The 13929-nt window shown below is 74.0% G+C and carries 12 protein-coding genes; 8 read left to right on the top strand and 4 right to left on the bottom strand.

Translation table 11 applies throughout. From position 1 onward, the window contains the following. Positions 1–22 precede the first annotated feature (22 nt). The gene (locus tag ACIBBA_RS20805; protein ID WP_396699406.1) at positions 23–319 is read right to left on the bottom strand and encodes a DUF6412 domain-containing protein; all 297 of its coding nucleotides are present in this window, start codon (positions 317–319) and stop codon (positions 23–25) included. 154 nt (positions 320–473) lie between these two features. Between ACIBBA_RS20805 and ACIBBA_RS20810 the strand changes: the two genes are divergently transcribed. From ACIBBA_RS20810 to ACIBBA_RS20820, 3 genes are all read left to right on the top strand, one after another. Then, on the top strand, positions 474–1610 hold the full coding sequence (locus ACIBBA_RS20810) for a glutamate--cysteine ligase (RefSeq protein WP_396699408.1): 1137 nt from the start codon (positions 474–476) through the stop codon (positions 1608–1610). A gap of 23 nt (positions 1611–1633) precedes the next feature. Then, a complete protein-coding gene (locus ACIBBA_RS20815; protein WP_396699410.1) occupies positions 1634–3013 on the top strand; it encodes an FAD-dependent oxidoreductase in 1380 nt (459 codons plus the stop codon). 145 nt (positions 3014–3158) lie between these two features. Continuing rightward, positions 3159–4580 (top strand): WGR domain-containing protein, encoded by a 1422-nt coding sequence (locus tag ACIBBA_RS20820; RefSeq protein WP_396699412.1) that lies wholly within the window; start codon positions 3159–3161, stop codon positions 4578–4580. Positions 4581–4649: 69 nt separating this feature from the next. On the opposite strand, the gene ACIBBA_RS20825 is transcribed toward ACIBBA_RS20820, so the two are convergent. Together ACIBBA_RS20825 and ACIBBA_RS20830 are read right to left on the bottom strand one after the other, a co-directional pair. Beyond that, positions 4650–5909 (bottom strand): hypothetical protein, encoded by a 1260-nt coding sequence (locus ACIBBA_RS20825; protein WP_396699414.1) that lies wholly within the window; start codon positions 5907–5909, stop codon positions 4650–4652. Further along, positions 5906–6424 carry a SigE family RNA polymerase sigma factor gene (locus ACIBBA_RS20830; RefSeq protein WP_396699416.1) on the bottom strand — a complete coding sequence of 173 codons (519 nt, stop codon included), beginning with the start codon at positions 6422–6424 and terminating at the stop codon, positions 5906–5908. Before ACIBBA_RS20830 ends, ACIBBA_RS20825 begins: the two co-directional genes overlap by 4 nt. A gap of 88 nt (positions 6425–6512) precedes the next feature. On the opposite strand from ACIBBA_RS20830, the gene ACIBBA_RS20835 reads away from it, so the two are divergent. After that, positions 6513–7391, top strand: a complete 879-nt coding sequence (locus ACIBBA_RS20835) for an aminoglycoside phosphotransferase family protein (RefSeq protein ID WP_396699418.1) — start codon at positions 6513–6515, stop codon at positions 7389–7391. 85 nt (positions 7392–7476) lie between these two features. On the opposite strand, the gene ACIBBA_RS20840 is transcribed toward ACIBBA_RS20835, so the two are convergent. Then, positions 7477–8286 carry an Fpg/Nei family DNA glycosylase gene (locus ACIBBA_RS20840; protein ID WP_396699420.1) on the bottom strand — a complete coding sequence of 270 codons (810 nt, stop codon included), beginning with the start codon at positions 8284–8286 and terminating at the stop codon, positions 7477–7479. Between the two features lie 255 nt (positions 8287–8541). Between ACIBBA_RS20840 and ACIBBA_RS20845 the strand changes: the two genes are divergently transcribed. The 4 genes from ACIBBA_RS20845 (at position 8542) to rocD (ending at position 13816) form a co-directional block, all read left to right on the top strand. Beyond that, positions 8542–10461, top strand: coding sequence for a ricin-type beta-trefoil lectin domain protein (locus ACIBBA_RS20845; protein WP_396699422.1), 1920 nt, complete (start codon positions 8542–8544; stop codon positions 10459–10461). Between the two features lie 156 nt (positions 10462–10617). Continuing rightward, the gene (locus tag ACIBBA_RS20850) at positions 10618–11406 is read left to right on the top strand and encodes a thrombospondin (RefSeq protein WP_396699424.1); all 789 of its coding nucleotides are present in this window, start codon (positions 10618–10620) and stop codon (positions 11404–11406) included. Positions 11407–11786: 380 nt separating this feature from the next. After that, on the top strand, positions 11787–12602 hold the full coding sequence (ddaH, locus tag ACIBBA_RS20855) for a dimethylargininase (protein ID WP_396699439.1): 816 nt from the start codon (positions 11787–11789) through the stop codon (positions 12600–12602). An 11-nt stretch (positions 12603–12613) separates the two neighbouring features. Beyond that, complete coding sequence (gene rocD, locus ACIBBA_RS20860; RefSeq protein WP_396699426.1) at positions 12614–13816, top strand: ornithine--oxo-acid transaminase; 1203 nt, start codon at positions 12614–12616, stop codon at positions 13814–13816. The last annotated feature ends 113 nt before the right edge of the window (positions 13817–13929 follow it).

Raw genomic sequence — 13929 nt, forward strand, 5'->3', positions numbered from 1 at the left:
TCGGCCGCGCGGCCTGACGGTGCTACGCGGCCGAGGGGCGGGCGCCGGGAGCCCGGGGACGCGCTCGACCGGGGGCGTCCGGGTCGACCTGACGGGGCACCCGGCGGCGCCGGGCACGAGCCCGCAGCGCGGCGGCCCGACGGATGGTGCGCGGCGCGGCGCCGAGGACGAGGGCGCGTGCCGCGAGCAGGCTCGCGAGCAGCACCGCCGCGCCGAGCGCGGCACCGGCGAGCAGGGCCGCCGGCCGGTCCGCGAGGAGGGTCAGCTGGGTGAGGGCGTACGCCCAGAGCCCCAGCGCGATCCCCCACGGTCCTGACACGGCGCCCAGCCTAGGACCCGCTGTCACGCCTGCACTTGAGCGCGACACGCGGCCGACGCGCCGGCAGCGCGTTTCCAGCGATCGCCACGGTGGGTAACCATCCGAACGACCGGCGCGGACGGACCGCAGCCGGCAGGAACGGACGGTGATGGCGATGACCGGCCAGCTGGCGGAGGCGCCGAGCGGGACGGCCGACGGGACCGACCTGCTCACGGTGGGCGTCGAGGAGGAGTTCCTGCTCGTCGACCCGCACACCGGTGCCGCGGTGCCCGCCGTCGACCTCGTCATGGAGCAGGTGCCGGCGGAGCTGCGCGGCCAGGTGGAGCGCGAGTTCCAGACCAGCCAGATCGAGATCGGCAGCCCGCCCGGGCTGGAACTCTCCTCGATCCGGCACTCACTCGGCGTGCTGCGGGGCGCGCTCGCCGACGCGGCCGAGCGGGCCGGCGTACGGCTGCTCGCCATCGGCACCGGCCCGGTGGACGGTCCGGTGCCGCCGGTGGTCGACAAGCCCCGCTTCGACCGGATGATCGAGCGGTTCCGGCTGTTGGTGCCCGGGCCGGGCAACAACGGCATGCACGTGCACGTCGGCATCCCCGACCCGGAGACCGGCGTGCAGGTGCTCAACCACGTCCGGCCGTGGCTGCCCATCCTGCACGCGGTGACCACGAACTCCCCGTTCGCCCGGGGCGAGGACACCGGCTACGCGAGCTGGCGCTCGGTGGAGTGGGAGCGCTGGCCGTCGGTGGCGCCGACGCCGTACCTGGAGTCGCACGAGCACTACGAGCGGCTGATCCGGCAGCTGATCGCCAGCGGGGTGATGCTCGACGAGGGGATGCTCTACTGGTACGCCCGGCTCTCCGCGAAGTACCCCACGGTCGAGCTGCGGATCGGCGACGTCTGCCCGTCGGTGGACGACGCGGTGCTGGTCGCCGCGCTGGTACGGGCCCTGGTGGCGACCGCCATCGACGACATCGCCAGCGGCCGTCCGGCGATCCGGACCGACCATCACCTGCTGGTCGCCGCGCACTGGCGGGCGGCCCACGACGGGCTGGAGGGCGACGGGGTCGACATGACCACCGGCGAGGTCCGGCCGGCCTGGGAGCTGCTGGACCGCCTCGTCGAGCGGGTCCGGCCGGCGATCGAGCAGCACGGCGACTGGGCCCAGGTGACCGACCTGCTCGGTGCGCTGCGCCGGCACGGCAGCGGCGCGGCACGCCAGCGCGCCGTGTTCGCCCGCAGCGGGCGGCTCACCGACGTGGTGCAGGACGTGGCACGCCAGACCCGCGGTTGATCGCAGCGTGACAGGATGAACTCGTGGCGCAACGGTTGATCGTCATCGGCGGGGACGCCGCCGGCATGGCGGCGGCGTCCCAGGCACGCCGCCGCCGCGACCGCTCCGACCTGGAGATCATCGCGTTCGAGCGGGGGCACTTCACCTCCTACTCGGCCTGTGGCATCCCGTACTGGATCAGCGGACTGGTGCCCGAGCCGGAGGCCCTGATCGCCCGCGATCCGCCGACCTTCCGCACCGAGTTCGACATCGACGTGCGGATGCGGCATGAGGTGACCGCGATCGACCTGGAACGCCGCGAGGTGCTGGCCCGCGACCTGGAGGGCGGTGGCGAGGTCCGGGAGCGCTTCGACGAGGTGGTCTACGCCGCCGGCGCGCTGCCGGTCAAGCCGCCCTGGGCGAAGACCAGCGCCGGGGGCGTCTTCGGGATGCAGACCCTGGACGACGGCTCGGCGCTGCGCGACTGGCTGGAGAGCGACCCGAGACCGCGGCGGGCGGTGGTGGTCGGTGGTGGCTACATTGGCGTGGAGCTGGCCGAGGCGCTGATCCTGCGGGGCCTCTCGGTGACCCTGGTCGAACAGGCCGATCAGCCGATGTCCACCGTGGACGGCGACATGGCCGAGCTGGTCGCGGACGCGATGACCGGGCTGGGCATCCACATCCGCACCGGGCTCCCGGTGGAGGAGATCGAGGAGCGCGACGGCCGCGTCAGCGCGGTGGTCACCGCAGAGGGGCCGATCCCGGCCGACGTGGTGGTGCTCGGCCTGGGCGTACGCCCGAACACGCAGCTCGCCGAGGCTGCCGGCGTGCCGCTCGGGCCGACCGGCGCGATCCGGGTGGACCGGCGGATGCGGGTACCGGGGCTGCCCGGGGTCTGGGCTGCCGGCGACTGCGTGGAGACCCTGCACCGGGTCAGCGGGATGCCGGTGCACGTGCCGCTCGGCACGCACGCCAACAAGCAGGGCCGGGTCGCCGGGATCAACATCGGCGGCGGCTACGCCACCTTCGCCGGGGTGATCGGCACGGCGGTGACCAAGGTCTGCGACCTGGAGGTCGGTCGGACCGGCCTGCGGGAGCGGGACGCGAGCGAGGCCGGCTTCGAGTTCGTCTCGGTGGTCGCCAAGTCGACCAGCCGGGCCGGCTACTACCCGGGCGCCCGGCCGATGACGGTCAAGCTGATCGCCGAGAAGCCGAGCGGGCGGCTGCTCGGCGCGCAGATCGTCGGCTGGTCCGAGGCGGCCAAGCGGATCGACACCCTGGCGGTGGCGCTCTGGAACGGCATGACGGTGGACGAGATGACCGCGCTCGACCTCGGCTACGCCCCGCCGTACTCCCCGGTGTGGGATCCGGTGCTGATCGCCGCCCGCAAGGCCGTCGACGCGCTGCACGCCTCCGGCCGCTGAGTCCTCGCGCCGTCGCCCTCGGGCGCGGTGGTCGTCGGCAGGAGGCCGACCTCGGCGCCCGGATTCTGTCGGGGGCGGTGGTTAGCGTTCTCGCGTTGTCACGCCGGCGATCCCTCGGTCGCCCACCCCACCCGGAGGCACCCCCATGTCCCAGGAGACGACCTACCTCGAACTGTCCGAAGTGGACGGTGGCGCGCACAAGTTCTACGAGGTGGTGGTCGAGGACGCCGCCCTCACCGTCCGCTACGGCCGGATCGGCGACCAGGGCCAGGTCAAGACCGCCAGCTACGCGGACAACGCCCGCGCCCGCGCGGCGGCGGCGAAGAAGATCGGTGAGAAGATCCGCAAGGGGTACGCCCCGGCGGTGCCCGGCGTCCGGCAGAAGCGGTCGGTCTCCCGGCGGCAGATCGTCAGCACCCGCTCGACCGCGCGGACCGCGCCGGTGCTCTGGCGCTACGACTCGGGAGCGCCCGCGTTCGGCATCTTCGTCGACGGTCAGAACTGCATGGTCGGCAACGAGCACGGCGTGATCACCACGCTCGGCCACGACGCCCGGGTGCTCGGGCAGGTCCGCCTCCCCGACGGGGTGAAGTGCATCGTCGCCGACGACGACTGGATCTACGCCGGCTGCGACGACGGCAACGTCTACGACCTCTCCGGCAAGGTGCCCCGGGTGGCGTACGCCATCGCCCCCGAGATCGACATCTACTGGCTGGACATCCACGACGGCGTGCTCGGCGTGTCCGACGCCGACGGCGGGATCGCCGCGATCGACCACGAGGACGAGTTCCTCTGGCGCCGGCCGGGCCGTGGCCGGTCCGCCTGGATGGTGCGCTGCGACGACGACGCGCTCTACCACGGCCACTCGCAGGGCGTCACCGGCTACGACTGGCGCACCGGCAAGGAGCTGTGGCACACCCGCACCGGTTCGGTGCTCTTCGGCTGGCAGGAGCGCGACGCGGTGTTCGCCGGCACCGGCTCCCGGGAGGTGGTCCGGTTGGCGAAGGACGGCCGCGCCGAGCGGACCTACCGGTGCGACGGTCCGGTCTTCTCCTGCGCCACCGCCGCGGGCGGCCGGTACGTCTTCGCGGGCGACAGCCAGTCCTCGATCTACTGCTTCGACGCGGCGGGCACCCGGCTGTGGAAGCTCGGCACCGGCTGCGGCTCGGCCTACTCGATGCAGTACCACGAGGAGCGCCTCTACGTGGTCACCACCGGCGGCTACCTCGCCTGCATCGACGCCAGCGAGCCGGCGATCCGGGCCGCCGAGGCGGGCACCGTGCCGGACGTGGTCGACGTCAAGGCCCCGGCCCGGCTGCCGGAGCCGGCGGCCTGGTCCACCGTCGAGGTGACCAGCGACGTCGACGGCGGCGTGGTGGTGCAGTGCGTCCAGGACCGGGGCCGGCTGCGCGTGCAGGTCGTCTCCGGCGGCTACCGGCGCGACTGGTCGGTGCAGTTCCCGAAGGGCATCCGTGAGCCCGGGGTCCGCTACCTGGTCAGCGAGGTCCGGGAGTCCGGCCGGGGCGGCTTCTACCGGGCGTACGGCGACATCCGCCGGCTGCGCTGACGCCGGCCGTCCCGCCCCGCGCGCCCGCTGCGCCGATCCGGGTCGTCCGGACCGGCGCAGCGGGGGCGGTCAGCGGCAGCTCCAGCGGATCGCCCGCATCACCAGGCCCTTCTGGCCCGGCTCGACGTCGAGCTGGCCGCCGATCACCCCTGCGTCGTCGCTCACGCTCACCGCGAGGGCCGCGTACCGGCCGGTGCGTCCGTCCAGGTCGGGCAGGCGCAGCGTGCCGGCGTCGGTGACCAGCCCGGCGTCCATCCGGTCCACCGGGCCGACCACCCAGCCTCGCCCGTTGCCGGCGCTGGGGCTGACGCCGCTCGGCAGCGGCTCGTAGCGGCCGGTGGGCAGGTGGTAGCGGGCCGGGTAGATCCGCCGCACCTTTCCCTCGTCCCGGAAGGCGACCCCGGTGATCCAGCCGCCGCGCAGCGAGTGCGCCACGAACTCGCTGGCCGGGCCGCCCTCGACGGACGGCGCCGGCAGCAGTTCCGGACCCGCGCCGCCGGCGCGCCAGACGGCGGTACGGGTCACCCCGCTCGGACCGTCGTGGATCTTCCCGACCACCGTGCCGGCGGAGTCGACGCCGATGGCCGTCCCCTCCCACCTCGGGCCCGGCAGCGGGAGGTCGACGGCTGCGGTGTCGGGGTCGGACCAGAGCACCGGGCGCTGCCGGTCGCCGACCTGCCGCGCGCCGACGATCCGGCCGTCGGCGCTGACCGCGGTCGCTTCGCCGGAGGCCAGGCCGGGCAGCCGGGCGGGGCGGCCGTTCCGGATGACGTACGGCTGCGGCCGGTCGTCGAGGTAGACCGACCCGACCGCGACACCGGCGGCGTTCACGTCCACCATCCGCTGGTCCGAGCCGGGCAGCCGATACTCACGCGCCCGGTCGCCGTCCCAGAGGATCACCGGGTTGCCCCGGCCGTCCCCCGGATACGACCGGCCGGCCAGGAACCGACCGGTCGGGTCACCGCCGGTCACCAGGCTCTTGGCGTGCCCGCCGGGTACCGGCAGCGGCTGCGCCGTGCAGGCGGTCGGTCCGCCCGGCGCGGTGGTGGCGGGCGGCACGATGGTGGCGGACGCGCTCCCCGAGGTGGACGGCGACGCGGGCTGCGACGCCGGCCCGGCCGACGGCCACGGCCCGCCGCCGACCACCAGCGGCACGGAGACCGCCGCCAGTACGGCCAGCCCCGCCGCCGACACGCTCATCGTCCGACGGCTGCGCCGTCGGCGGCGCGCCTCGTGCACGGCGGCGGTCAGATCGACCCGGACCGGCCGGACCGGTTCCGGATCGAGCCGCCGCAGCAGATCGACGATCCGGTCCTCGTCCGCCGTCATCGCGCTGCCCCCTTCGTCGTCTCCACCAGGTCCGCGCCGTCGAGCAGGCGGCGCATCGCGGCCAGACCGTGCGCGGTCTGGCTCTTCACCGTCCCGGCGGAGCAGCCCATGGTCCGGGCCACCTCGTCCACCGGCAGGTCGTGCAGGAACCGCAGCACGAGCACCGCCCGCTGGCGCGGCGGCACCTGCGCCAGCGCCGCCCGCAGCACCGTACGGTCCTCGACGCCGCCGTCCTCGGCGTGTCGCGCGTCGGGCGGGGCGGCGAAGAGCCGGATCCGCCACCATCCCTTGCGCCGGCTGTCGAGGAAGAGCCGCACCACGACCGCCCGCACGTACGCGTCGATGTGGTCGGCGCGCGACGCCCGGGACCAGCGCTGAAAGAGCCGGGTGGCCGCCTCCTGCACCAGGTCGTCGGCCTCGTCGCCGTCGCCGCAGAGCGAGTACGCCAGGCGCTGCAGCATCGGTAGCCGCGCGCTGAAGTACTCGACGAACTCCTGTTCCGATGCGTCCGGCATCCGGTTACCTCCGTCGGTTCCCCCCTACAGACGACGATCGGCGGGAAAGGGTTGTACGCCCGCGCCGGTCCGGGCCGAGGATGTCCGGATGACCGGTGAGTTGCGGATCCCGGACGGACTGGGCTGGGTGCGGGGCACGGCGGCGGGGCGGGAGTGGTTGGCCGAGCTGCCCACCCGGCTCGCGGAATGCGTCGATAGCTGGTCGCTGCGGATCGGGCCGCCGTTCCCGTACGCCTTCGCCTCGCTGGCGGTGCCGGCCGAGCTGCCCGACGGTACGCCGGCGGTGCTCAAGCTCCAGTACCCCGACGCGGAGAGCGAGCACGAGCCGGCCGCGCTGGCCCGCTGGGCGGGGGTGGGCGCGGCCCGGTTGCTCGGGCACGACCCCGGGCGGCGGGCGCTGCTGGTCGAGCGGTGCGTGCCGGGCTCACCGCTGTCCGACGTGCCGGCGCCCGAGGCGGTCACCGTCCTCGCCGGGCTGCTGCCCCGGCTCTGGGTGCCGGCGGGCGCGGAGTTCCGGTCGCTGGCGCAGGAGGCGGCCGGCTGGGCGGAGCGGCTGCCGGGAAAGTGGGAGCGCGCCGGCCGGCCGTACGAGCGCCGGCTGCTCGACGCGGCGCTCGGCCGGCTCGCCGAACTGGTCGACGACCAGGGCGAGCAGGTGCTGGTCAACCAGGACCTGCACGCCGGCAACGTGCTGCGGGCCACCCGGGAGTCATGGCTGGTGATCGACCCGAAACCGCTGGCCGGCGAGCGGGAGTTCGCGCTGGCTCCGATCATCCGGGGGGCCGAGCTGGGCCACTCCCCCGCCGCCGTGCGCTACCGGCTGGACCGGCTCAGCGCGGAGCTGGGCCTGGACCGGGAGCGGGCGCGGGGCTGGACCGTCGGCCAGACGCTGGCCTGGGGCATCGCCGACGGGCAGGTCTTCCCGGGCCACCTGGAGGTGGTCCGCTGGCTGCTCGGCGAAGAGTGAGCGGGCGAGGCCCGGCGCGCGGACACCGGACGGTTAGGCGGCCCGGCGCGCGAACGTCGGCCCGGGTGAACGGCTTGGTCGACGGTCAGCCGGGCTGGCAGGTGGCGCACCAGTAGAGGTTGCGCCCGGCCAACTCGCCCCGGCACACCTCGGCGCCGCAGAGGTGGCAGGGCGCGCCGGGGCGGCGGTAGACGTACACCTCACCGCCGTGCCGGTCGACCCGCGGCGTCCGGCCCATCGCCTCCGGCAGGTGCTCGTCGCGCACGGTGTCGATCCGTCCACGCCGCACCGCCTGGGTCATCAGGGTCACCAGGTCGGCCCAGAGCCGATCCCAGCCGGCCCGGTCGAGCCCCCGGCCGGGCAGCCTCGGTGACAGCCCGGCCCGGAACAGCGCCTCGGTCACGAAGATCAGCCCGGTGCCGGCCACCACCGACTGGTCCAGCAGCAACGCGGCCAGCGGCGTCGAGCTGCGCGAGATCCGGGCGTACGCCCGCTCGGGATCGGCGTCGGCGCGCAGCGGATCGGGGCCGAGCCGGGCCCGCAGCGCCGCCACCTCGGGCGGGGTGAGCAGCTCGCAGGCGGTCGGGCCGCGCAGGTCGAGCCAGTGCCGGTCGCTGGTCAACCGCAGCCGCACCTGCCCGATCGGCTCGGGCGGCTCGCCGGCGCCGTCGGTGACCTTCCCGTAGAGCCCGAGGTGCACGTGCAGGGTCAGCTCGTTCGCGTGGTGGTGCAGCAGGTGCTTGCCGTACGCCTCGGTGCTCTCGAGCACGGTGCCGGTCAGCCGGGCGGCGCCCTCGGCGAACCGGCCCTGCGGGCTGCTGGCGTGCACCTTGTCGCCGGCGAACAGCTCGGCGTGCCGGGCCGCCAGGCGATGAATGGTGTGTCCCTCTGGCACGACCAGCAAGCGTAACCGGGTTCGGGCCGGCCGCCACCTCCGCCGCCGAGTGCGCCCTGGCCGGGTCGGCGGATCGCTTCGAGGTGGGCGCGAACCGGGCCGCAACGATCACGAAGGCAGTCATTGACTTCTATTACTAAGGAATATTAACTGTATTCACGGATGCCGACAGGTCGGGGCAATCCGGAACATCAGCGCGCGCTTCGCTCGGGCCGTCCGTCCCCACCGCCCGCCACCCCCGCGAGAGGAAGACGCATGCCCACCACCGCCGTACCCCCATCACCGGGCCATCGCCGACGGGCCCGCCGCCGGTCGATCGGCGCCGGCCTGCTCGCGCTCGGCACCGCCACGGCCGCCGCCGCGTTCGCCCTGCCACCCCCGGCCGTCGCGGCCAACGAGCCGGTGAACGTCTGGCTGACCACCACCTCGGACTCCGGCGGCCGGCAGGTCACCCGGGGCCTCCAGCAGCAGACGCCGACCGCATTCGCCGCCACCAGCGGCGGCGCGACGCACACCATCACGGTCAACGAGAACACCCGCTACCAGCAGTTCGAGGGCGGCGGCGCGTCGATCACCGACACCACCGCCTACCTGTTCCGCGGCGGCCCGATCAGCGCCGCGACCCGCGACGACGTGATGCGCAAGCTCTTCTCCCCGACCGACGGCATCGGACTCTCCTTCGTCCGCAACCCGATCGGCGCCTCGGACCTTTCCCGCCCGGGGCACGTCTCCCTCGACGACACCTGCTGTGACCTCAACGACTTCTACGCCAACGGCTACGACACCAACGTCCGGCTGCTCACCGCGCAGGCCCGGTCGCTCAACCCGGCGCTGCGGGTGATGGGGGTGCCGTGGAGCGCGCCGGGCTGGATGAAGGACAACGGCCGGATGGACCAGATGGGCTGGCTCAAGTGGGAGTACTACCCGCTGTACGCCCAGTACCTGGTCAAGTACGTGCAGACGTACCAGGCCGCCGGCATCGCGGTGAACTACCTCTCGGTGCAGAACGAGCCGAACTGCTGCCAGGCCGCCAACCCGACGGCGATGAACTACCCCGGGATGAGCTGGAACGGCCCCGGCCTGGTCGAGTTCACCAAGAACCACCTCTACCCCGCGCTGCGGGCGGCCGGGCTGAGCACCAAGGTGCTGGTGCACGACTGGAACTACGGTGACTACCCGAACTTCGGGGCGGTGCTGCTGGCCGACGCCGGCATCCGCAACGACCCGCTCTTCGGCGGCATCGCCTGGCACGGCTACTTCGGCGACCCGGCCGTGGGCACCCAGGTGCGCAACCAGTACCCGTCGGTGCGGCAGTTCAGCACCGAACACTCGGGCGGCACCTGGATCGGCAACCAGCACAACGAGGACCTGGCCGACATCGTCAACTACGCCCGGAACTACAGCGGCAGCCTGGTCAAGTGGAGTCTCGCGCTCAACCAGAGCATGGGCCCGCACAACGGCGGCTGCGACGTCTGCACCGGCCTGGTCACCGTGCAGGAGGGCGGCCCGCGGGCCGGCCAGGTCGACTACACGATCGAGTACTACACCACCGGGCACCTGACCAAGTTCGTCCGGCCGGGGGCGTACCGGATCGACTCGACCGCCAACGGCACGGTGCCGAACGTGGCGTACGTGAACCCGGACGGCTCCAAGGCGCTGATCGCGCACAACGGCGGCACCGGCACCCAGTCGGTCAAGGTGGTCTGGGGTGGGCAGTCCTTCACCTACTCGCTGCCGGCCCGGACCACGGCCACCTTCACCTGGTCGGGGAGCCAGTCGGGCGGCGGGGGCCGCACCGGCCCGGTCGTCGGGCTCGCCGGCAAGTGCCTCGACGTCGCCGCGGCCAGCAGCGCCGACGGCACCCCGGTCCAGCTGTACAACTGCAACGGCACCGCCGCGCAGCAGTGGACCTTCGGCGCCGACGGCACCGTCCGGGCCCTCGGCAAGTGCCTCGACGTCCGGGACAACGCCACGGCCAACGGCACCCGGGTGCAGATCTGGACCTGCACCGGCGCGGCGAACCAACGCTGGACCGCGACGGCCGCACGTGACCTGGTCAGCGCCACCGCCGGCAGCTGCCTGGACGTGCTGGGCAACAGCTCGGCCAACGGCACGGCGACGCAGATCTGGAGCTGCACCGGGGCCGCGAACCAGAAGTGGACCGTGCCCGCCTGACCGACCAGCTAGCGGTGGGGCCGTCGGTTCGCCGGCGGCCCCACCGTCGCGCGCCCCGCAGTGTCGAAAAACGCCCACCTGGGTACTTCCTGAGGACGTACCGCGTGGGTGCCACCCGTTCCACGGCCACCCCCGCATTCCATCAGGAGGTGTGTTGTGGTCAGAATTCCTTCGCTGTCGCGCAGATCGGAGCCGGCGCCGACGCGGGACGAGAACCCGGACAGACGCGTCGACGGGCGTGACGCCCCGGTCGCCGCCGGCGCGGACGACTCGACGCGGGTCGACGCCGCCCGGCCCGCGACGACCGGTTCGGCCCAGCAGTCCGTGGCCGACCGGGACGGCGAGCAGACGACGTACCGCAGCAGCGCCGCGCCCACCGGCGAGCCGCTCGGCGACGCGGAGCGGCGGGCGGCGGAGCGTGCCGCGGTCGCCCGCGCCGCCACCGCCCGGCCGACCGACACCGGCGCCCGGCCCGACCCGACCGACACGCGGGAGCGGACGACCGACCGCCCGTCCCTCGTCGACCCGGACCGGACCGTACGGCCCGACGCCGACCGGGACCGGCCGGTCAGCCCCGCCGCGGAGCGCGCCGAGCCGGAGCCGCCGGTGGAGCGCGGCCCGAAGCCACGGGCCAGCCTGCTCGCCACCCTCGGCCTGGTGATCGGCGTCGCCGGCGCCCTCTTCGTGCTGACCGGCACCCTCGCCGGCTACGGCATCGGGCTGGGCGCGGTCGGCGCGGTGCTCTCCGTGCTCGGCCTCTCCGCCACCCGCCGGCGGCACATCGCCGGCAAGACCGACGCGCTCTTCGGCATCGTCTTCGGCCTCGGCGCGGTGGTCCTCGGCGTGCTGGCGATGACCGGCCAGTTCGACTGGCCGACCACCGACGGCGACTGGGTCCAGCGGTTCCGCGAGTGGCTTGACTCACAGTTTGTCGACCGGTTCTAGCGGGCACTGTCCCGCTCGCCGGCGGTGCGCCGGCGACAAGCGCCGGTGATGCACCGGCGCAGCCCGACCAGCCTGGTGGTTCACCAGCCGGGCAGCACCCTTTCAGGGGCGGCGGTTCGCCGCCCCTGAAGTGTTTTCCGGGACCGGTCCGGCGGGCCGCCGAACCCGACCCGCCCCTGGCTGCGGACCGCTCCCACCGCACCCGTCGGGCCCGAACGCAACGATCCGACGGCGCTGACCGCCCACACGCAACGAACAGTCGCCCTGTGCAACTCTCAGTGGTGGATCCTGCCGCCAGCGCCGCATAACGTTGAACAACGGCGCCAGCCCGTGGGCCACGGTGGCCGGGCGCGCCCGACCCTGGGAGCAGGACAATGACGATGGACGCCATCCGCCAGCGCTACCTGATGTGCCGGCCGACGTACTTCGCCGTGGACTACGCGATCAACCCGTGGATGGACCCGACCGCGCCGTTCGACACCGAGCTGGCGATCCGCCAGTGGGAGCAGCTGCGGCAGGTCTACCGCGATCTGGGCCACACCGTCGAGGAGATCACTCCGGTGCCCGGCCTGCCCGACATGGTCTTCGCCGCCAACGGCGGCACCGTGATCGACGGCAAGGCGATGGCGGTGCAGTTCCGCGACCCGCAGCGCGCCGACGAGGCCCCGGCCTACCGGGCCTGGTTCGACTCCGCCGGCTTCGAGCTGCACGACCCGAAGCACGTCAACGAGGGCGAGGGCGACGTCCTGCTCGCCGGTGATTACCTGCTGGCCGGCACCGGTTTCCGCACCGCGCACGCCTCGCACGCCCAGTTGCAGGAGGTCTTCGGCTACCCGGTGATCACCATGCAGCTGGTCGACCCGCGCTTCTACCACCTGGACACCGCGCTGACCGTCCTCGACGAGCGCACGGTGGCGTACCTGCCCGAGGCCTTCTCGCCCGGCAGCCGGGCGGTGCTGCGCCGGCTCTTCCCCGACGCGGTGCACGCCACCATGGCCGACGCCGAGGTGCTGGGGCTGAACGCGGTCAGCGACGGGCGGCACGTGGTGCTGCCGGCGCAGGCCACCGACCTGGCCGCCGCGCTGCGCGGCCGGGGCTACGAGACCATCGGTGTCGACCTGTCGGAGCTGCGTAAGGCCGGCGGCGGACCGAAGTGCTGCACCTTGCGGCTCCGACAGGGAAAGGCGAGCAAGTGATCGTCGACGACATGCTGCAGACTCCGGCCGCGGTGCGGAACGCGGAGCGCTGGACCGCGCACAACTACCACCCGCTGCCGGTGGTGATCTCCTCGGCCGAGGGCGCCTGGTTGACCGACGTGGACGGCCGGCGCTACCTCGACTTCCTGGCCGGCTACTCGGCGCTCAACTTCGGCCACCTGCACCCGCAGCTGATCGCCGCGGCCCACGCCCAGCTCGACCGGCTCACCCTCACCAGCCGGGCGTTCATCCACGACCAGTTCGCCGACTTCTGCCGGGAGCTGGCCGAGCTGTGCGGCAAGGACATGGTGCTGCCGATGAACACCGGCGCCGAGGCGGTGGAGACCGGGATCAAGGTGGCCCGCAAGTGGGGCTACCAGGTCAAGGGCGTGCCGGCCGGGCAGGCCAACATCGTCGTCGCCGAGGGCAACTTCCACGGCCGGACGACGACCATCGTGAGCTTCTCCACCGACGAGGACGCCCGCGCCGACTTCGGGCCGTACACCCCCGGGTTCACCGTGGTCCCGTACGGCGACCTGGCCGCGCTGACCGCCGCGATCGACGAGAACACCGTCGCCGTGCTGCTCGAGCCGATCCAGGGCGAGCAGGGCGTCGTCGTGCCGCCGGAGGGCTACCTGCCGGGCGTACGGCAGGTCTGCACCGACCGCAACGTGCTCTTCATCGCCGACGAGATCCAGTCCGGGCTGGGCCGCACCGGTGCGACCTTCGCCTGCGACCACGAGGGCGTCACCCCCGACATGTACCTGTTGGGCAAGGCGCTCGGCGGGGGCATCGTGCCGGTCTCGGCGGTGGCCGCCAACGCCGACGTGCTCGGCGTGCTCAAGCCCGGCCAGCACGGCTCGACCTTCGGCGGCAACCCGCTGGCCTGCGCGGTGGGGACCGAGGTGGTCCGGCTGCTGGCCACCGGCGAGTTCCAGCGGCGCTCGGCGGAGCTCGGCGCCCGGCTGCACGCCGGCCTGACCGATCTGATCGGCAAGGGCCTGGTCGCGGTCCGCGGGCGCGGCCTCTGGGCCGGCCTGGACATCGACCCGGCGCTGATGACCGGCCGCGAGGCGTGCGAGCGGCTCGCCGAGCGCGGCGTGCTGGCCAAGGACACCCACGGCTCCACCATCCGCCTCGCCCCGCCGCTGGTGGTCACCGAGGAGGAAATCGACCACGCGGTCGCCCAGCTGGCGGCCGTCCTGGCCGGCTGACCCAGGCTGCACACCGGCGGGGGGGGGGGGGGCCCCGGCCCCCCCCCCCCCCCCCCCCGCACCCCCCCCCCCCCCCCCCCCCCCCCCCCCCCCCCCCCCCCCCCCCCCCCCCC

It is taken from the genome of Micromonospora sp. NPDC051006 (assembly GCF_044456245.1).
In the GTDB taxonomy this organism is placed as follows: Bacteria; Actinomycetota; Actinomycetes; order Mycobacteriales; family Micromonosporaceae; genus Micromonospora.

What these genes read in the sequence shown, in the direction of transcription:
- ACIBBA_RS20810 (WP_396699408.1), top strand. Translation starts at nt 474, where the DNA reads ATGACCGGCCAGCTGGCGGAGGCGCCGAGCGGGACGGCCGACGGGACC.
- ACIBBA_RS20820 (WP_396699412.1), top strand. Translation starts at nt 3,159, where the DNA reads ATGTCCCAGGAGACGACCTACCTCGAACTGTCCGAAGTGGACGGTGGC.
- ACIBBA_RS20825 (WP_396699414.1), bottom strand. Translation starts at nt 5,909, where the DNA reads ATGACGGCGGACGAGGACCGGATCGTCGATCTGCTGCGGCGGCTCGAT.
- ACIBBA_RS20830 (WP_396699416.1), bottom strand. Translation starts at nt 6,424, where the DNA reads ATGCCGGACGCATCGGAACAGGAGTTCGTCGAGTACTTCAGCGCGCGG.
- ACIBBA_RS20835 (WP_396699418.1), top strand. Translation starts at nt 6,513, where the DNA reads ATGACCGGTGAGTTGCGGATCCCGGACGGACTGGGCTGGGTGCGGGGC.
- ACIBBA_RS20845 (WP_396699422.1), top strand. Translation starts at nt 8,542, where the DNA reads ATGCCCACCACCGCCGTACCCCCATCACCGGGCCATCGCCGACGGGCC.
- ddaH (WP_396699439.1), top strand. Translation starts at nt 11,787, where the DNA reads ATGGACGCCATCCGCCAGCGCTACCTGATGTGCCGGCCGACGTACTTC.
- rocD (WP_396699426.1), top strand. Translation starts at nt 12,614, where the DNA reads ATGCTGCAGACTCCGGCCGCGGTGCGGAACGCGGAGCGCTGGACCGCG.